The organism is Solibacillus sp. FSL W7-1324 (assembly GCF_038008025.1).
Lineage (GTDB): Bacteria > Bacillota > Bacilli > Bacillales_A > Planococcaceae > Solibacillus.
In genome coordinates this window covers 3,069,752-3,088,612 of record NZ_JBBOYH010000001.1, presented here as the reverse complement: position 1 = coordinate 3,088,612, position 18,861 = coordinate 3,069,752, and the positions used below count along the sequence as shown (strand labels likewise).

Genomic DNA, 18,861 nt, shown 5'->3' with positions numbered 1-18,861 from the left:
ATAGTAATATGCTAGACAATAAGTTTAAAAAATATAATGTGTTTACAAATAATAGCAATTATTAAACGGCAAATAATTAGAATGTTATAATAAACACAATCAAATGTGAGAGGTGAACAATATGAATTTACAATCAACAAAAAAGTTAACAAATGGCGTAGAAATGCCTTATTTAGGTTTAGGGGTTTATAAAATGACGAACCGTGATGAAACCCTTCAGGCGATTGAAACAGCACTTGATTTAGGTTATCGTGCAATTGATACAGCTGCGCTTTATTACAATGAAGAAGAAGTAGGGGAAGCCATTCGCCATTCTTCTGTACCGCGCGAGGATATCTTTGTTACAACAAAAGTTTGGAATAGCGACCAAGGGTATGACAATACATTGCGCGCCTTTGAAACATCACTGAAAAAACTTGATATGGATTATGTGGATCTTTATTTAACACATTGGCCGGTCGAAGATAAATTTGTAGATACGTACCGTGCAATTGAGCGCTTATATGATGAGAAGCTGATCCGTGTACCTGGAGTATCCAACCATCATGAACATCATCTAAAAGAAATTATGGCAACTCGCAATATCGCCCCAATGGTGAACCAGATTGAAGCGCATCCGTATTTGTCCCAAGAACCGCTGCGCGCATTTTGTGAACAGCAGCAGATTGCAGTAACAGCGTGGTCACCGCTAGGCCGTGGAAATGTTTTAAATGACGAAACGATTATTCGTATTGCAAATGAATATAATGTATCACCGGCTCAAATCATCTTACGTTGGCATTTACAAAACGATGTCATCATCATTCCGAAGTCAGTAACAGCTTCACGCATCAAAGAAAATAGTGAGCTCTATCATTTCGAATTAACAACTGAAACAATGCAGCAGTTAAATGCATTGAATCGTAATGAACGATTTGGTAAAGATCCGGATAATTTTAATTTTGATTTCTAACATCGTTTTAACTTAGGGGGAGTGAAACTGTGTTTAAAAATTTTTCACCGAGTTTGTTTTTCTCAATGTCGGCAGTGACGGTTGTAGTTGTCGCACCTTTAATTATGATTTTCCATCCGATTTTTCAGAATGAATTTTTCCTGTACAATAATTCGTCCGTAACATTCATACCAAACCCGCTTAATTTTAGACTTGTACTTATAACAGGTTTTGTTTTGATTGTGATGTTTTGGCTTTTAGCGTATAAGCGTAATATGAAAGTTTATTTGATCGGTCTATTACTTTTTATATTGAGTATTGGCCTCGGTTATTTATCGACTCAAAATTATATATTGATCAGTCAGGAAGAATTGGAACGACACTATTTATTTGAGGAACACCAATATCGGTGGGAAGAACTCGACGAAGTTGTTTATGAATATGTTGTAGGCAGTAACAAGGGAGATATCACGTTTACGACAAAAACAGGGGATCAGTTTGTCGTTAAAGAAAAAGAATTGCACTCAACCGGTAGAAGTTTAATTTATCAGCTTTCGAGAGCGAATGAAGTAACTTATATCGAGCGTGAAAAAAGATAAGAAAGGGCGTCCGTAGTCTAGTTACGGACGCCTCTTTTTTAGTTATCTTTAACGATGATCTGCTCGTCTAAAAACGGGTGCATAAATGCTAGCTGAATGGCGTGCAATGCATAATCGCCGGATGCAGTTTCACGAGCACCGTACATTGTATCGCCTACAATCGGGTGGCCTAAGTGCGCCATATGCACGCGAATTTGGTGTGTACGTCCTGTCTCCAGAACAACATGGACAACACATGTGCCTTTATAGCGATTCACTACTTCATAATGTGTCACGGCATGCTGGCCAGTAGGTGATACGACACGGCGCGTATTGTGATGACGGTCTTTACCGATGGCAGCATTGATCGTACCGCTGTCCGTACGAAGATTGCCCTGAACTTCAGCTGCATACGTACGAACGATTGTTTTTTCCTCGATCATACGGTCAAAAATAGACTTTGCAATCGGATGCTTTGCAACAAGCAGCAACCCGTTTGTCCCTTGATCCAAACGGTGTACATGTTCTGCATAATGCCCGCCGTTGTCCACAATATGACGCATTACATGATTCATGCATGTGTCACGGTCTGTTGGTTCGTTTGGATGTGTTGCCATACCTTTAGGCTTTGAAACAATTAGGCAGTGTTCGTCTTCATAGCGGATGTTTACATCACAGCTGTCTGTGGGAATATAATTTGAAGAAGGAATATCAAATGCAAATTCGATTTTCGTCCCTTTATCAAATGGCTCTTTCCACATAATTGGCTCCCCGTCGATTGTGACTGCTTTAGACATACGCAATTCATGAACAAGCTTTTTGCCTAAGCGCCACTTATCGCGCAGCAGGTCTTCAACGGTTTGACCGTTTTCGTGAATGATATATGTGAACATTAATTTTCCTCCAAATGAAAAATCGTGCTCGTAAAGAACACGATTTTGAATATAATCTTATTTTAACACAACATCGTTAAAGAATTGGCGCGTTGTTTCATCTGGTGCGTCACCTTCTAAACGGGCAACTTCCTCACCGTTTTCAAAATAGATAAGTGTTGGTGTTGCTTGAATATTATAAGTAGTCCACTCATCCGTAAACTCAAGAATGTTTAATTGATCCACTTGAACATCCAGTTCATCGGCAATCGGCATAAGTTTTGGAGTGTAGTTTTGGCAGTGAGAACATTCCGGACTAAAGAAATAGCCGACAACGCCGTCACCTGACTCGATTTTCTCTGCCAATGCATCCGGTAAGATGATATTTTGATAGTTTTCATTGTCCAATAAGTCGATCGTTGATTGTTTTAAGTTGTCAGTACCGTATGGATTGTTTTCTAGTTTTGCACTGTTTTTCATGTTTGTAAGTACAATAATTGCTGCGAATAATACGACAATAATTGCACCGACAATCGCTAACTTCTTCAAATTATTTCTCCCCCTTTAAAACCTTTAACATATAAAAACTAACTGCTGCTATAATAACAAAAGCAGTAAGTGCCAAAAATGGAATCGTAATGAACCCTAGCCAGTTAATATACTGACCGGTACATGCTACACGACCACAGGCAGGTGCTGCATCCTGCATAAAAACTAGCTTCTGCAGGCTATAATGATAAAGAGATGTTGCCGCTCCAATTGTAGAGAATACGGCTGTTGTTAATGCAATTTTCGCATTTTTCTGGATGTAGGCAATCGTTGAAATCAGCACGATAGGGTACATAATAATGCGCTGATACCAGCATAATGTACATGGTTCGTAATTTCGTACTTCAGAAAAATACAATGATCCGAGCATTGCTGTCAACGATACAACCCAAATAATGAGCAAGGCATTTTCAAGTTTTTTGGACATAGTGCTACCTCGATATTCAAAATTTAACTTCTATACTAAAGAAGTTTTTCCTATTTATTCTCATTGATTATAGTTTGAATTCGAGAAAAAGTAAATTACTACGTTTATTAAAGGCTATTAAAAGGAAAGTTAAATACGGAGGGGGAGTTAAGTATGACAGATTCATTAGATATGTCCAAATTTGAAAAACCAATGATTATCCGAAATATGACAATAGAGGATATTGACTCAATATTAGAAATTCAGCGTATATGTTTTCCGGGGATGGAGCCTTGGGAACGAGCGCATCTATACAGCCATTTATCCATTTTTCCAGAAGGACAAATGGTAGCGGAGCTTGATGGAAAAGTAATTGGTTCCTGCTCAAGCCTGCGCATAAACTTCGATGAATACGATGACCGCCATACATGGAACGATATTACCGACAACGGCTTTATTACTAACCATAATCCGGATGGTTATAATCTGTACGGAATTGAAGTAATGGTGCACCCGGCTTATCGTCGTATGAAAGTCGGTCAAAGGCTATATGAAGCGCGAAAAGATTTGGCACGAACACTTAATCTGAAATCGATCATTATTGGCGGCCGTATTCCAAACTATCATGTCCATTCGGATGAGATGAGTCCACGTGATTATGTAGATGCGGTAAGTCGCCATAAAATATATGACCCGGTGCTGACATTCCAAATGATGAACGGCTTTATTTTAATGCGTATTAATCCAAACTATTTACCGGATGATACAGCTTCAGGCAAATATGCGACATTAATGGAATGGAACAACGTGGATTATCGACCGCTGACAAAGCGTCACTTCAAGACGAGCTATCCAGTGCGTATTTGTGTTGTGCAATATATGATGCGTGCAATCGATTCCTTCGAGGATTTTGCGAAGCAGTGTGAATACTTTGTGGATGTCGGATCTGATGCAGGATCGGATTTTGTTGTCTTTCCGGAAATTTTCACGACCCAGCTGATGAGTTTCCTAAATGAGAAATCACCGTCACAGGCTGTTCGTAAATTAACGAAATATACACCAGAATATATCGAACTGTTTACGAGTCTGGCTGTCCGCTACAATGTCAACATTATCGGCGGTTCGCATTTTGTTGAGGAAGAAGACGAGGAAATCTACAATATCGCTTACTTATTCAGACGTGACGGGACGATTGAAAAACAATATAAAATTCACATTACACCAAACGAACGTTTATGGTGGGGCATCAGTAACGGGGATAAAGTCCGCGTGTTCGATACGGACTGCGGCAAGATTGCCATTCAGATTTGTTATGATATCGAGTTTCCTGAACTTGCACGCATTGCGACAGATATGGGAGCGAATATTATTTTCACACCGTTTTGTACAGAAGACCGCCAAGGCTATTTACGCGTGCGCTATTGTGCACAGGCACGTGCGGTTGAAAACCAGATTTATACGGTCATTTCCGGAACAGTCGGAAACTTGCCTGAAACGGAAAACATGGATATCCAGTATGCGCAATCAGGCATCTTCGCACCAAGCGATTTTGAGTTTGCAAGGGATGGCATCGTAGGAGAAACGAGCCCGAACCTGGAGATGGTATTGATTGGGGATGTCGATCTTGAAATATTGAGAAGACAACGCCAAGACGGTACCGTAAAGCATCTTAAAGACAGACGCCATGACGTATACCGCGTGGAATATTTAAAATAATTTACACCGAAATTCTGCTATTGTAAAAAATAGCAGGATTTTTTTCATTCAAAAGTATGAGAGGGATAGCGGTGCGCTCTATTTAATTGAAATGGTATGATAGAGAAAAGTGAAGTTGCAAAGGAAGAGTCAGTATGACAAAAGACCAATCTAATATTGCCATATTAAAAGAAATTGCGGAGCTGTTAAATGAGGAAACAGAAATGATTCCGATGCTGAATGGGGCACTGTCCAAATTTTTAAGCGGTACGAAATTTGAGACAGGCTGGATTTTCTTTATCGATGAAAAAGGGAAATCGGAGCTTGTCGTGAAACAGGATTTGCCGGATGCGCTGAGCCATAACAATTGCCACTATTTAAAGAAGGGCGGTTGCTGGTGTGTATCCCGTTTCCGCAATGAAGAATTAAAAAAAGCTTCGAATATTATTGAATGCCAGCGCATAGAAAGTGCCATCGCCGCAAATGTAGGCGACCATAACGAAATTACCCACCATGCGACAGTACCGTTGCAGTCGGGGCAGGAGCGCTTCGGCTTGCTGAATGTTGCTTCCAGAAATACGGTACGCTTTTCCGATGAAGAGCTGGATTTACTTGAATCGGTTGCTTTTCAGATGGGTTCTGCGATTAAACGTATTTACTTAACGAATGAACAGCAGGAAATCGCGCTTGTTCAAGAACGTAACCGTTTAGCACGTGATTTACATGATTCTGTCAATCAGCTGCTTTTTTCAGTGACACTGACGGCCCGTGCTGGAGTAGAGATGAGCAACGAGCAGGACATTAAAGAAACATTTAAGGATATTCAGCAGCTTACACAGGAGGCTTTGACGGAAATGCGTGCACTCATTTGGCAGCTCCGTCCGAAAGGTTTGGAAAGCGGACTCATTGAAGCGATTAAAGTGTATGCAGAAATGCTGAGCCTTAAATTAACGGTCAATGTTACCGGTGTTATTCAATTTCCTTCCAGAATAGAGGAAACGCTTTTCCGAATTACTCAGGAAGCATTGAACAATGTACGAAAACATGCGGGTGTAAAGAGTGTGGAAATATATATCAACGTGACTCCTACCGATGTATTACTTGTTGTTAATGATTCAGGCCATGGCTTTAATGTGGAGGCACATCGCCGTATACCGTCAATCGGCATGCAATCGATTATCGACAGAGCGCATTCTGTTGGAGGAACGGCAGATTGGGTAAGTGAAATTGGAAAAGGGACAGAATTGCTTGTCCGTTTACCATACTAGGGGGGATTTGATGATACGGGTACTAATAGCAGATGACCATCATGTAGTAAGACGAGGCTTGTTATTCTTTTTAAAAACTCAAAAGGATATTGAAGTTGTAGGAGAAGCGAAAAACGGATTAGAAGCAGTAGAGCTTGTTGAACAACTTTCTCCGGATATTGTTTTAATGGACCTCGTCATGCCTGAGATGGATGGTATTCAGGCAACAAAGAAAATAAAAAACAGCTGGCCGGATATTAAAATCCTGATGCTGACAAGTTTTTCGGATAAAGACCATGTGCTGCCGGCAATGGATGCCGGGGCTTCAGGCTATCAGTTAAAAGATATTGAACCGGATGATTTGGTCGAATCAATCCGTCAGATTATGCGCGGCGAAAATACAATCCATCCGGAAGCGACTACGCAATTAGAAGAAGGGCTGCGTGAAGATGAAAACAAGCCCCATATTTTAAATCCGCTGACACCGAGAGAACAGGACGTATTGGCAGAACTGACAAAGGGCAAAAGTAACAGGGAAATCGCGTCTTCACTATATGTAACAGAAAAAACGGTTAAAACGCATATATCGAATATTTTTGCGAAGCTTCATGTACAGGATCGTACGCAGGCAGCTTTATATGCAGTAAAACATAATTTAACCGAATCGAATGAAAGCTAAATGAGGATGAAACTGTTTCTGTTGAACCAGGTCATTTCATCCGGTAAATTAAAAACCTCACTTTTTCTCCGTTGAAGGAAAAAAAGTGAGGTTTTTGTATGGATTATAGAATTTCCTCGTCTGTCGTTTCAGACGGTGGAAGTTTTGTTACTTCAATATACAAAATGTGGTGACCATCGAGTTCAGTTACTTTGAACCTGTGGCCTTCCGCTTCGATGATATCGCCTTCTTGAACATCAAAGCGTTGTGTCATGAACCAGCCACCGATTGTATCGATATCTTCATCTTCAAACGTTGTACCTAAAATATCATTCATTTCCTGCAATAACATTTTAGCGTCAAAGATATAGTGGTCTTCAGCGATTTCCTGAATTTCAGGGATTTCATCTTCATCGAATTCGTCTTGAATATCACCGATAATTTCCTCGATAATATCTTCAATTGTTACTAAACCGGAAGTACCACCGTATTCATCCATTAAAATGGCCATATGAATACGTTCGTTTTGAATTTTTAATAATAAATCACTAATAGGAATTGTTTCAATTACTCGAATAACCGGTTGCATATATTCATCAACAAGCTTATCGCCATTTGCAGCATCTTTAATATAGGCTGTTAATAAATGCTTCATGTTAACAAGACCAATGACATGGTCTTTGTCTCCATCAGTAACAGGGTAACGTGTATATTGTTCAATGCCCATTACTTCAAATACTTCGCGAATCGTTTGACCTCTTTCAATACTGATAATTTCAGTTCGAGGTACCATTATCTCCTTCGCTATTCGATCAGAAAACTCAAAAATACTATTAACATATTCGTATTCAGAGTGGTTAATTTCCCCACCTTTGAAGCTGTCTGATAAAATCATGCGAAGCTCTTCTTCAGAGTGCGCTTCTTCTGTTTCAGAAACCATTTTCAAGCCAAATGCCCCAGATAATGCACGTGCCGAACCATTTAAGGCACGGATGAAAGGATACATAATGTTATGGAACAGAATTAAAAATCCGGAAAGCTTTAATGTTACGGCTTCTGCTTTTTGAATAGCGAGAGTTTTTGGAGCTAATTCCCCTACGACAACGTGGATAAATGTTACGAGTGAGAAGGCAACAATAAATGAAAGAACAGTTGTGAGATTACCACTTAAGTTAAAGAACTCAAATACTGGATGAAGAATTATTTCGAAAGTCGGTTCTCCGAGCCATCCGAGTCCTAATGCCGTAATCGTAATTCCGAGCTGACAAGCAGATAAATACTCATCAAGGTTTGAAATTACCTTTTTTGCCCGCATCGCAGATTTATTTCCTTCTGCAACGAGCTGATCAATTTTTGTCGTTCTTACTTTAACTATTGCAAACTCAGTTGCAACAAAAAATGCCGTAGCGGCAATTAAGATAGCAAATGCTATCAACCTAATGGTTAGTTCGATTCCTATGTCTACGTCCAACTATATTCTCTATTCGCGGCGCAAATGAGCGTGGCAAATAAAGAGTACACCTCCTAAAAAAAATTTAATACTACAATCATAAAATATTTAAGTAAAAAAAACAATTTCTGAATTTGAAAATTGAGGAAAAAATTTGGAGGGGAATTTGTAATTTATAATTAGTAAGAAGAATCATTTACCATATGTGGATAAATTGATAGAAAATTGAAATTTCGATAGATTTATGCTAATGTAAAATGGTAGATAATGATAATTTAGTAGGCAGATAAATTAGCAAACGCCAGCAACTATAATTTCCTGCAGCCAGCTATTAAATTATGATTAACTCGAACGCGCATAAAAATGGGAGCATCGAAAATTCGACTGCTCCCATTTGTTTTTTATTCGTAAACGTGAAAGAGCATTAACTCGTGAATCATTTTCTCAAGCTGTTCTTTCTGTTCTTCAGCAGGGCTTTCCCCGATGAATTTGATGCTTCCATCTTTATAATATTCCGCAACATAACGTTTCTGCTCATAGAAAAAACGGATGGACCACCCCGGTATTTGACTGTTTTCAAATAATGGCTTATAGCTAAAATGTTGAATCATGAAACTTCCCTCCCATTTTTATCGTACAAGAAAGTAGTACATTGTTGCAATTTTTCTTTTTTGAATTTAATAATAGAACATACACATGATGAAGAAAGAGTGAGCAAAATGGGAGAATTTATTTCGCTAATATTCCTGCTTGGTGTTGTAGGGGCTGTCGTTGGTGCAGCGACAAACTATATGGCAATCAAAATGCTGTTCAGACCATATAAGCCGATCTATTTTAAAAAATGGAAACTGCCGCTAACGCCTGGTCTGATTCCGAAACGCCGTGAGGATTTAGCGATTCAGTTAGGAAAAACCGTTTCGGAATATTTACTGACACCCGAAACAATTAAGAAAAAGTTTTTATCAAAGGAAATACGTGACAATGTATTAACCTTTGCACAAAATAAAGTGACGCAAGAAATCTTTACTAATGAAAAAACGATTAATGATTGGATTCGTTTGGCGGGCTTTACACAATTACCGCAAACAGTGGAAGGAAAAGTGGATGAACTTATTCATGCACAATTCCATAAAGTAAAAAATACGTTATCCACAAAAGCGATTCGCGAACTGTTACCGAATGATCTGGAGCCAGTGCTGGACCAGAAAATCGATGAGGCTGTTGTACAGATCCTGCAAAAAGGCGAAGATTATTTTATGTCGCCGGAAGGTATGATGACAATTAAAAACATGCTGGATGACTTCCTGTCGACGAAAGGTTCGTTTGGCGGAATGATCCAAATGTTTTTAGGGGACTCGACATCACTTGTTGATAAAGTACAGCGTGAGCTTATAAAGTTTTTAAAGGCTCCGGGAACAGCAGCGCTTTTACATCGGATTTTCACAACAGAATGGGAAAAAATTAAAAATCGCCCGGCAATGGACTTTATGAATGATGTAAACTTTGATACGATTGAAACGAGTATCCAAAGCTATGCAAAAAATGCATTGGCATTGGAGGCACGTCTGGATAAAACGATTAATGACTATTGGCCACAAGGAAAAGACTGGGCTACAAATGATCTGCTACCTAAAATGATGGATAAAACATTTATTGCGGCAGAAGGTAAAATCGAAGACGTACTGAAGCGACTCAACTTAGCGGAAGTCGTTCGAGAGCAGGTAGATTCTTTCCCTATTGCCAAATTAGAAGAGCTTGTACTAGGCATTATTAGTAAAGAGCTGAAATTAATCACATGGCTGGGCGGCATTATTGGTGGTCTTGTCGGGATCATTCAAGCGTTAATCGTCTTTTTGACGAACTAAAATGAGAAAGTAGGTATATTACATGATTAATATTTATGAAGATATTAATAAACTTGAAGCAACATTCCGCAAGACTGATGAGTTTCAAAATTTAAAGAACGCAGTGGAAACTGTACGTGCAGATGAGGAAGCGAAAGTATTATTCACAAACTTCCGCGATGTACAATTAAAGATGCAGGACAAACAAAATGCTGGTGAAGAAATTACAGAAGAAGAATATGTATTTTTACAAAAAACAGCACAGTTAGCTCAGCAAAATGCGAAAATTATTGCAATGCTTGAAGCGGAAATGGCTTTAAGTTCAGTAATTCAAGAAATTAACCGTATTATCACACAGCCAATCCAAGCAATGTACGACGGACTATAAGATTCAGGAGGGTCACACTTTTGTGTGGCTCTTTTTTTATTTCAGTAATTTTTTAAGTATTGACCCTATTAATTTTACAAAGATTGAACATGTTTTTTTTCTTCTACCTTAATATTTGTTACAATGAGATAGATTTTTTATTTATTACAATAAGAAGGTAGAGAATAACATGAAAACGATTCATATTAATGAGCATTTCAAAGAAGACTGGACACGTGTTCTTAATCATATAGCCAATTTATTTTACGAGGATTCCGTTATTCAAATCGATCAGGACGGTTCGGATATGTCGATTGAATTTAACAAGTCTATCGATGAAAATTTTACGATTTCCACATTTGCCAAGTTAAAAGTGGATGGACAGGAATATACGAGCGACTATTCGATTAAGTATGCGACAGAAGGAACGGAAAAAGAGCAAAATATTCGAATTAAACGTGCATTGTCACATGTCATGCTGGATGTACTTGAACAATATTCTGGTATGACTCAGCAGTGGGGAATTTTAACAGGAGTCCGTCCGACAAAGCTTTATCATAAATACCGTAAAGCCGGTATGAATGACGAGCAAATTGCCGCGGTACTAAAAGAGGATTACCGAATTTCGGATCAAAAGATTGCGTTAATGAAAGCGATTGTTGAGCGACAACTGACAGTTATTCCGGATCTGGACGAGCTTGGACAGGAAATTTCAATTTATATTGGGGTTCCGTTTTGTCCGACAATGTGTGCGTATTGCACATTCCCGGCGTATGCGATCCAATCAAACCGTAAAGCAGGGCGCGTAGAAAAATTCATCGATGGTCTTCACATTGAGCTGCGTGAAATGGGCAAATGGCTGACAGAAAAAAATATGCGCATCACTTCGATTTACTGGGGCGGGGGTACACCGACTTCAATCGAGGCACATGAAATGGATGCATTATATAAAACAATGTTCGATGCTTTCCCGAATCCGGAGTCCATTCGTGAAATTACCGTAGAAGCAGGTCGCCCGGATACCATTACACCTGAGAAAATCGAAGTGTTGAAAAAATGGGGCATTGACCGTATTTCGGTTAACCCGCAAAGCTATACGCAAGAAACATTAAAAGCGATTGGCCGTCATCATACTGTTGAAGAAACAGTAGAGAAGTTTTGGCTATCACGCAATTCCGGCATGAATAATATCAATATGGATTTGATAATCGGCTTACCGAATGAAGGTATTGAAGAATTCGAACATTCATTAGCTGAATCTGCAAAAATGCAGCCTGAAAGTTTAACGGTTCACACGCTTAGCTTTAAGCGTGCATCGGAAATGACGCGTAACAAAGATAAGTATAAAGTTGCCGACCGCGATACAGTTGGAAAAATGATGCAGATGGCAACAGAATGGACAGCTGAAAACGGCTATGTTCCATATTACTTATACCGCCAGAAAAATATTTTAGGAAACTTGGAAAACGTCGGCTATTGTAAACCGGAAGAAGAATCGATTTACAATATTGTCATCATGGAAGAAGTGCAAACGATTTTAGGAATCGGCTGCGGGGCTTCTTCAAAGTTTGTGCATCCAACTACCGGCAAAATTACACAGTTCCACAACCCGAAAGATCCAGCAGCATATATCCTGACATTTGAAGAATCCATCGCCAAGAAAATCGCCATTTTAGATGAGCTGTATTCTTAATTGATGACCTTCAATATTTGATTGAAAAAGCTTAGAAAAAAAACGGATATTTTTACGCACAGCAAAAAAGAGCCATTTTTCTCATAGAGGAAAATGGCTCTTTTGGTTAAGTCGCTGCTTTTTTCTGCGAAGGGGAGATTTTTATAATGAGATCAACTTGTGTAAACTAGTAAGAGAGTAAAAGAAAAGGATTTGTTGCAATGAAAAAATTAATAGGACTGCTAATGTTCACGTTACTAATCGTAGCAGGATGTACAGAACCAGTCGAAGAAACTTACGAAGCCCCGCTAAAAGAAATGACCGTCCACTTTATTGACGTAGGGCAGGGGGATTCCATTTTCATCGAAGCACCAAACGGAAAAACGATGCTTATTGACGGGGGCGTAAAAGGTGCCGGTAAAGAAGTTGTGGCCTATTTAAAGGCACAGGGAGTCAACCGGTTGGACTATGTAGTCGCTACACATCCGGATGCTGATCATATCGGCGGACTGATTTCCGTGCTGAATTCAATCTCCATTAAGGAATTTATTGATTCAGGAAAAGTACATACGTCACAAACATATGAAGAAATGCTAAGCCTCATTCAAGCCAAAAATATTAAGTTTACGATTCCTAAAGCAGGGGATGAATTTCAGCTGGAGGACAATCTTATAATAGAAGTTCTTGCTGCAGATGAAACGGCTTCTGATAATAATGATGCTTCCATCGTACTGCGCGCGGAATACCAAAATATTTCGTTCTTATTAATGGGAGATGCAGACCACGGTGTAGAGCAGGAGCTTTTACAAAAGGGAACCGATGTACAGGCAACCATTTTAAAAGCAGGTCATCACGGGTCAAATACGAGCAGTTCGCCAAAGTTTGTAGAAGCGGTAAGTCCACTCGCTACTATATTAAGCTATGGACAGGACAATAAATACGGTCATCCGCATGCAGAAGTCATCGATATATTAAAAAATGTGAACAGTGAAATATATAGTACTGCTGAAGCCGGAACGATTGTGATTACAACAGATGGGGTAACCTATGATATAGATGCACAGCAGTGGACAGGTATTGGAGCAACAAGTTCGATACCGGCACCAGCTTCTACAAAGAGCGGCAAAGTCGAACTGATCAGCAAAGATTTGTATGAAGAAATTGTTGTCATCCAGAATAGTAGTAATCAGTCGGTAAATTTGGAAGGCTGGAAACTAATATCAGTTGAAGGCAATCAAGTATTTGATTTCCCGGATATAAATTTAGCATCAGGGAAAAAGCTTTCGATTACAAGTGGTCCCAATGCAAGAGCAGGTACGGGCACAATCGAATGGTCAAAAAGGCAGATCTGGCTAAACAGCGGTGATGCTGCCCAATTAGTCAATGCGAAAGGGGAAGTTGTAAGTGAACTACAATAAATATACGCTAGACCGATTTGATGGAGATTATGCGATTTTTTTAAAACGCCCGGAAGAAACGGAGCAACTTCTGATCCATCATACTGAAATTCCATCAGAACTTAAAGAAGGCGATATCGTAAATATTATGGATGATGGTTTTGATTATAAGATTGAGTTGCTGAAAGAAGAAACTGAAAATCAAAAAGCGCGTGTCAACAATCTGTTACAGCAATTAAGAAACAAGGAATAACAGGCGTTTACTTCGAAAATGCATCCATACTGGAAAATTTAGAAAAATCAAAAAGTATCAGAAATTGTACGCTTTAGTATGGTAAAATATATGGGTACATATATTAATTTTAGGAGCGTAACAATGGCTATTAAAACAATAATTTTCGATTTAGATGATACTTTATTATTCGATCAACATTCAGTGAAAACGGCATTTGAAAAGACATGTGACTATGCAGCGACTAAAAAAAGCGTCGACGCAAAAGATTTGGAAGAAGCGGTAAGATCGGCAGCGCGAAGTCTTTATGAAAGTTATCCTACATATGACTACACGGTCTTAATCGGCATTAACCCGTTTGAAGGTCTTTGGGGAACATTTGATGATCCGACACCACAATTTCAGCAGATGAAAGAAATTGTCCCTGCGTACCGTACTGAAGCTTGGACAAAAGGGTTGGCGGCTGTCGGGATTGAAGATGCCGCATTAGGCGCAGAACTTGGGGAGCGTTTCGTAGAAGAGCGTAAAAAAGCACCATTTTTCTATGAGGATACATTTGCTGTATTGGATGAATTAAAAGGGAAATACGAGCTTGTGCTATTAACGAATGGTGCACCAAGTTTACAAAATTTAAAGTTGGAGATAACTCCGGAGATTGTCCCGTATTTTGACCATATTGTGATTTCGGGTGATTTCGGTAAAGGGAAACCGGATGCTTCCATTTTCGAGTATGTTATGGAAAAAGCGCAGGTTACGAAAGATGAAGCCATCATGGTCGGCGATAATTTAATGACCGATATTTTAGGCTCTTCGCGTGTCGGTATGCGCAACGTTTGGATTAACCGCGAAAGCAAACCGCATAATCCGGAAATTGTACCAACATATGAAGTAACATCTCTTACAGAATTTTTACAGTTAGTGAAAACATTATAAACTAGTAGACGCACTTTACTTTAAGTAAGTGCGTTTTTGGTTTAAAAGAATGAATTTTCTAAAAATTAATGTTATAATAGTTGTATGAAGGGATGAAAGAGGTTTTTCTATGGTAAATAATAATGGATGTCGCTGTGAAAACTGCGGCCGCACAAACAATTCAGTTCAGATCAATCCGGTAACGGTTGACCATCATACAGCATACCTTTGTTTGGCATGTGAACATGTGCTTCATTTACCTGAAAACAAAAATCGATTTTTCAGCCTTGTACGCAGCAAAAACAGAAAACAGGCCAATCCGGAAATGCAAGGAGCACACCGCATCCTGTCTGCATTTATTGCGGTTGGTGTCTTATTTTTCGTTGCGATTGCAGCATTAGGAGTTGCGCAAAGTACGGACATTGTGACATTGCCACAATTTGAAGCTGAATCTATTTTAATAAATGAGCAATTAACGTTTTTACAATTAAGAGCATTTAATTAAGGACCTGGAGAAACATTCACAGGTCCTTTTATTTATTTTCCCAACAGTTCGGAAACAGTCACAAATTCATAGCCCTGTTTTTGAAGTGTAGCCAACACCTCATCCAATGCATCGGCAGTAGTCTGGTGAATGTCATGCATCAATATGATACTCCCATTTTTTGCATGTTCTTTTACTGCTTGCACCGTTTTCTTCGGATCACGGTGCTTCCAGTCAAGTGTATCTATAGTCCACAGTACGTTCGGGACATTTAATTGGTCAGTAATCGTTTTATCATAGCTTCCATACGGCGGGCGGAAAACGGTTGCCCGTTGACCGATCGTCGATTTTATAAGTGTATCGGTTGCCTGGATTTGCTGCTTTATTTCCTTAGCGGATAATGCTGTCAGTTTTTCATGATTAAATGTATGATTGCCTATCTCATGGCCAGCATTATACACGGCCTTTAAAATTTCAGGATGTTCCTTCACCTCTTGCCCCACAACAAAAAATGTCGCTTTTGCCTCAAACTTCTCCAATATTTTTAAAATTTGTTTTGTCACTTTCGGGTGGGGACCATCATCGAATGTTAAAGCAATTTTCTTATCTTTTGCTGGTTTTGGGTTGGCGGGTTTTTCTTTTACAACAGGGGATGTAACGAGTCCATTCGTCAGTACATAGCCTGATAATTTATCTGTTGTTACAAACGCCCAACCTTTTAAATTCGTCAGCATTTTAACAGGGCTGTTTTTGCGTAACACACCAATTTCCGTACTCGAGGAGCTGGCAATCTCTCTTACAACTAAATCGTTTGAATTTTTGACGATCATTGCTTTCGAAACAGGTTTTACAATTGCCTGCTTATTGACAAAACCGGCAATACGTCCGTATTTTACAAAAACAAAGTCGGCAGTTGCAGATCCGTAAAGCTCTACTATTGTATTTAAATGGAGTTTTCCTTTAATATCGCTCTCTTCGTTATTCGTCACATGTACAAGCGGCTCTTCTTTTGCTTGTACAAGCATATATTGAGGGGGTGCAGACTTTAAATATTCACTTGGAATATAGCCTATCACTGTTTTATATTGAATTTCAGCCCATCCATCGGCTTCTGAAAGTACGATAACGGGTGATGCCTTTGACAGTGTAATCATTTTTTGCTCTAAAGTTTCATCAAATACCCCGGTCTCTAAAGTTGTAATTTTAATAGTGGCTGATGGGGCAGCTGCATGGACATGCTCGTTATTAACTACGGAAACACCAACGATACAGAAAACAGTTAATAAGAAATAAAGTATTTTTTTCAACTAAACTCTCCTTTTAGTAAAAAGTGAGCGAATAGAGTGAATGGCTGGTGGGAATCGGGTAGAGGTTTTCACTTTCGCCAAGTAGTATGTAAGATTTTATCCACTCGAAGTTTCCGATGGTAACAGATAAAATCGTCCTTTCAACTTATGTATGCGAAGGGGAAATATGTTAAAACAAAAAACTACTGATGAACGAAATTTTCATTCATCAGTAGTTGGAAGAATTAAAGGGTAATGGCTTTTACTTCATCAATATTTTCAAGTTGTGCTACATAAATTAAATCTTCTGTTGTTACTTCATTATCAACGACAAGCATCATGACTGCAGAGCCGCCGATTTGATCGCGACCAACCTGCATTGTTGCGATATTGATGTCTTTTTCTGCAAGCTTAGTCGCAACACGGCCGATTGAACCTGGTTTATCCTGGTTTTTAATGTAAAGCAGGTTGCCGTTAGGAATAACATCTACTACGAAACCTTCCACTTTAACGATGCGGGCACCAAGACCATTTAATAATGTACCGGCTACCGTATGTTTTTCAGTTTCCGTCACGATTTCAACCGTAATTAAATTTGTGAAGCCTTTAGCCGTTGTTGTTTTGTGTTCGTTAATTTGAATGCCGATACGCTCTGCCAGGTAACGTGCGTTCACATCATTTACGTGAGAGCCGTGGTTTGTTGATAGCAGACCTTTAATAGCATTTGCTGTTAATGGACGTACATCAAAGTTAGCAACTTCACCAGCATAAGAAATGTTCAATTGTTTGATGCTTTCTTCTGTAACCTGGATTAAAAACTTACCAAGCTTTTCGGCTAATGCGAAGAACGGTTCTACTTCCGCAAGCTTTTCTTTCGGAATAGATGGCATGTTAACCGGATTTGTTACAGTACCTGTTTTAAAGAATTTAATAATATCGTTTGATACATCGACTGCAACTGACTCCTGTGCTTCCACAGTAGATGCACCTAAGTGAGGTGTTGCAATCACTTGCGGCAATGTTAACAGTTTATGGTCTGTTGCAGGTTCTTGTACGAATACATCCAGAGCAGCACCTGCTACTTTACCTTCAACAATCGCATCGTATAAATCATCCTCGTTAATGATCCCGCCGCGTGCACAGTTGATAATGCGGACACCGTCTTTCATAATCGCAAAACGTTCTTTGTTGATAAGGTTGCGAGTTTCAGGTAAAAGTGGTGTATGAACCGTTACAAAGTCTGCTGCTGCACATACTTCGTCAACAGTACCTTTTGTAATACCCAACTCTTTTGCGCGATCTTCAGTTAAAAATGGGTCGTAGGCGATTACGTCCATACGTTGACCTTTTGCACGGTAAGCTACTTCAGCACCGATACGGCCCATTCCGATTACACCTAGAGTTTTGTTTTTGAGTTCAACCCCAACATAAGATTTACGATCCCATTTGCCGTTCTTTAATGTATTGAATGCTTGTGGAATATAACGGGCAAGAGATGTCATCATTGCGATGGTATGCTCAGCTGCAGAGTTTGTGTTCCCGTCCGGAGCGTTTACGACAATAATTCCATACTCTGTTGCGGCATTTAAATCGATGTTGTCAACACCTACACCGGCACGTCCGATTAACTTCAAGTTTTTCGCTGCTTCAATTACTTCGCGTGTAACCGTTGTTTGAGAGCGAACAAGTAATACATCTACATCGGCAATTCGAGCTATTAATTGTTCTGGTGTTAACCCTGTATCAACAATGATATTTAAGTTTAATTCTGTTTCCTGACGTAGCGGGAAAATCCCATCATCACTTAATGGATCTGCAATAAATACGTTGATTGTTTTTGTTTTCTTTTCGATTAATTGTGTTGCTGTCATCATAATCTCTCCTCAAAATTCACTATTATTTTTAATTAACCAACAAAAAAAGCCTTCCGTCCCTTACGAATTACGTAAGGGGCGAAAGGCATTCATTAAACAAATCGCGGTACCACCCTTATTCGTTGCCGACTATTTGAAAATAATAGTCATACAACCTTATCAATATGCGTAACGTGCATGGGACGGAATAACTTACTTTGGATGTTCGGCTATTCTATTCAAGAGTGGAACTAATTTAGCGTATACACTGGTTTACACCGACCACCAGCTCTCTTTGCTATACAAAACTAAATCGTATGTCTCTATCACAATAGTTTGTCGTTTTTAAATTTGATAACATCATAAACCCGATTGTTCACCTTTGTCAACGGAATTTTCAAAATTAATAAATAATTAATGATTTAAAT

General features: G+C 39.2%; 19 protein-coding genes and 1 other annotated feature. Of the genes, 12 read left to right on the top strand and 7 right to left on the bottom strand.

The features are described 5' to 3' along the window. Positions 1 to 121: 121 nt before the first annotated feature. Both MKY71_RS15425 and MKY71_RS15420 read left to right on the top strand, forming a co-directional pair. Entirely contained in the window at positions 122 to 952 is an 831-nt protein-coding gene (locus MKY71_RS15425; protein WP_339173542.1) for an aldo/keto reductase, read from the top strand. 29 nt (positions 953 to 981) lie between these two features. Then, entirely contained in the window at positions 982 to 1,530 is a 549-nt protein-coding gene (locus tag MKY71_RS15420) for an acyl dehydratase (protein ID WP_339173540.1), read from the top strand. A gap of 38 nt (positions 1,531 to 1,568) precedes the next feature. Here MKY71_RS15420 and MKY71_RS15415 read toward each other — a convergent pair whose 3' ends face one another. Genes MKY71_RS15415 through MKY71_RS15405 form a run of 3 tightly spaced genes read right to left on the bottom strand, consistent with a single transcriptional unit; the run spans position 1,569 to position 3,357 of the window. Beyond that, the gene (locus tag MKY71_RS15415) at positions 1,569 to 2,402 is read right to left on the bottom strand and encodes an RluA family pseudouridine synthase (RefSeq protein WP_340733214.1); all 834 of its coding nucleotides are present in this window, start codon (positions 2,400 to 2,402) and stop codon (positions 1,569 to 1,571) included. A 57-nt stretch (positions 2,403 to 2,459) separates the two neighbouring features. After that, complete coding sequence (locus tag MKY71_RS15410) at positions 2,460 to 2,930, bottom strand: thioredoxin family protein (RefSeq protein ID WP_339173537.1); 471 nt, start codon at positions 2,928 to 2,930, stop codon at positions 2,460 to 2,462. Position 2,931: 1 nt separating this feature from the next. Then, entirely contained in the window at positions 2,932 to 3,357 is a 426-nt protein-coding gene (locus MKY71_RS15405; protein WP_339173534.1) for a disulfide oxidoreductase, read from the bottom strand. A gap of 153 nt (positions 3,358 to 3,510) precedes the next feature. On the opposite strand from MKY71_RS15405, the gene MKY71_RS15400 reads away from it, so the two are divergent. The 3 genes from MKY71_RS15400 to MKY71_RS15390 all read left to right on the top strand — a co-directional run bounded on the left by MKY71_RS15400 (position 3,511) and on the right by MKY71_RS15390 (position 6,957). Further along, positions 3,511 to 5,052 carry a GNAT family N-acetyltransferase gene (locus tag MKY71_RS15400; RefSeq protein ID WP_339173532.1) on the top strand — a complete coding sequence of 514 codons (1,542 nt, stop codon included), beginning with the start codon at positions 3,511 to 3,513 and terminating at the stop codon, positions 5,050 to 5,052. 134 nt (positions 5,053 to 5,186) lie between these two features. Beyond that, entirely contained in the window at positions 5,187 to 6,299 is a 1,113-nt protein-coding gene (locus MKY71_RS15395) for a GAF domain-containing sensor histidine kinase (RefSeq protein WP_339173530.1), read from the top strand. Between the two features lie 10 nt (positions 6,300 to 6,309). Continuing rightward, complete coding sequence (locus tag MKY71_RS15390; RefSeq protein WP_339173527.1) at positions 6,310 to 6,957, top strand: response regulator transcription factor; 648 nt, start codon at positions 6,310 to 6,312, stop codon at positions 6,955 to 6,957. 103 nt (positions 6,958 to 7,060) lie between these two features. Here the strand turns inward: MKY71_RS15390 and MKY71_RS15385 are convergent, their stop codons facing one another. Together MKY71_RS15385 and MKY71_RS15380 are read right to left on the bottom strand one after the other, a co-directional pair. Beyond that, positions 7,061 to 8,407, bottom strand: coding sequence for a hemolysin family protein (locus MKY71_RS15385; protein ID WP_340733212.1), 1,347 nt, complete (start codon positions 8,405 to 8,407; stop codon positions 7,061 to 7,063). A gap of 380 nt (positions 8,408 to 8,787) precedes the next feature. Beyond that, positions 8,788 to 8,997: a YheE family protein gene (locus MKY71_RS15380; RefSeq protein WP_339173522.1), complete on the bottom strand. Its 210-nt coding sequence runs from the start codon at positions 8,995 to 8,997 to the stop codon at positions 8,788 to 8,790. A gap of 108 nt (positions 8,998 to 9,105) precedes the next feature. Between MKY71_RS15380 and MKY71_RS15375 the strand changes: the two genes are divergently transcribed. From MKY71_RS15375 to MKY71_RS15345, 7 genes are all read left to right on the top strand, one after another. Then, on the top strand, positions 9,106 to 10,251 hold the full coding sequence (locus tag MKY71_RS15375; protein WP_340733210.1) for a DUF445 family protein: 1,146 nt from the start codon (positions 9,106 to 9,108) through the stop codon (positions 10,249 to 10,251). Between the two features lie 22 nt (positions 10,252 to 10,273). Next, positions 10,274 to 10,618, top strand: coding sequence for a YlbF family regulator (locus tag MKY71_RS15370; protein ID WP_339173517.1), 345 nt, complete (start codon positions 10,274 to 10,276; stop codon positions 10,616 to 10,618). A 169-nt stretch (positions 10,619 to 10,787) separates the two neighbouring features. After that, positions 10,788 to 12,290 carry a coproporphyrinogen III oxidase gene (locus MKY71_RS15365; protein ID WP_340733208.1) on the top strand — a complete coding sequence of 501 codons (1,503 nt, stop codon included), beginning with the start codon at positions 10,788 to 10,790 and terminating at the stop codon, positions 12,288 to 12,290. Positions 12,291 to 12,490: 200 nt separating this feature from the next. Further along, positions 12,491 to 13,687, top strand: coding sequence for an MBL fold metallo-hydrolase (locus tag MKY71_RS15360; RefSeq protein WP_340733207.1), 1,197 nt, complete (start codon positions 12,491 to 12,493; stop codon positions 13,685 to 13,687). Beyond that, entirely contained in the window at positions 13,674 to 13,919 is a 246-nt protein-coding gene (locus tag MKY71_RS15355) for a DUF3006 domain-containing protein (protein ID WP_339173512.1), read from the top strand. Before MKY71_RS15360 ends, MKY71_RS15355 begins: the two co-directional genes overlap by 14 nt. Before the next feature lie 123 nt (positions 13,920 to 14,042). Next, the gene (locus tag MKY71_RS15350; protein ID WP_339173510.1) at positions 14,043 to 14,831 is read left to right on the top strand and encodes an HAD family hydrolase; all 789 of its coding nucleotides are present in this window, start codon (positions 14,043 to 14,045) and stop codon (positions 14,829 to 14,831) included. Between the two features lie 109 nt (positions 14,832 to 14,940). After that, positions 14,941 to 15,315, top strand: coding sequence for a DNA polymerase III subunit delta (locus MKY71_RS15345; protein ID WP_339173507.1), 375 nt, complete (start codon positions 14,941 to 14,943; stop codon positions 15,313 to 15,315). A gap of 32 nt (positions 15,316 to 15,347) precedes the next feature. Here MKY71_RS15345 and MKY71_RS15340 read toward each other — a convergent pair whose 3' ends face one another. After that, the gene (locus tag MKY71_RS15340; RefSeq protein ID WP_340733206.1) at positions 15,348 to 16,601 is read right to left on the bottom strand and encodes a polysaccharide deacetylase family protein; all 1,254 of its coding nucleotides are present in this window, start codon (positions 16,599 to 16,601) and stop codon (positions 15,348 to 15,350) included. 224 nt (positions 16,602 to 16,825) lie between these two features. After that, positions 16,826 to 18,451: a phosphoglycerate dehydrogenase gene (gene serA, locus MKY71_RS15335; RefSeq protein ID WP_445265722.1), complete on the bottom strand. Its 1,626-nt coding sequence runs from the start codon at positions 18,449 to 18,451 to the stop codon at positions 16,826 to 16,828. Positions 18,452 to 18,525: 74 nt separating this feature from the next. After that, positions 18,526 to 18,772 (bottom strand) — a binding site (T-box leader). Positions 18,773 to 18,861: the final 89 nt, after the last annotated feature.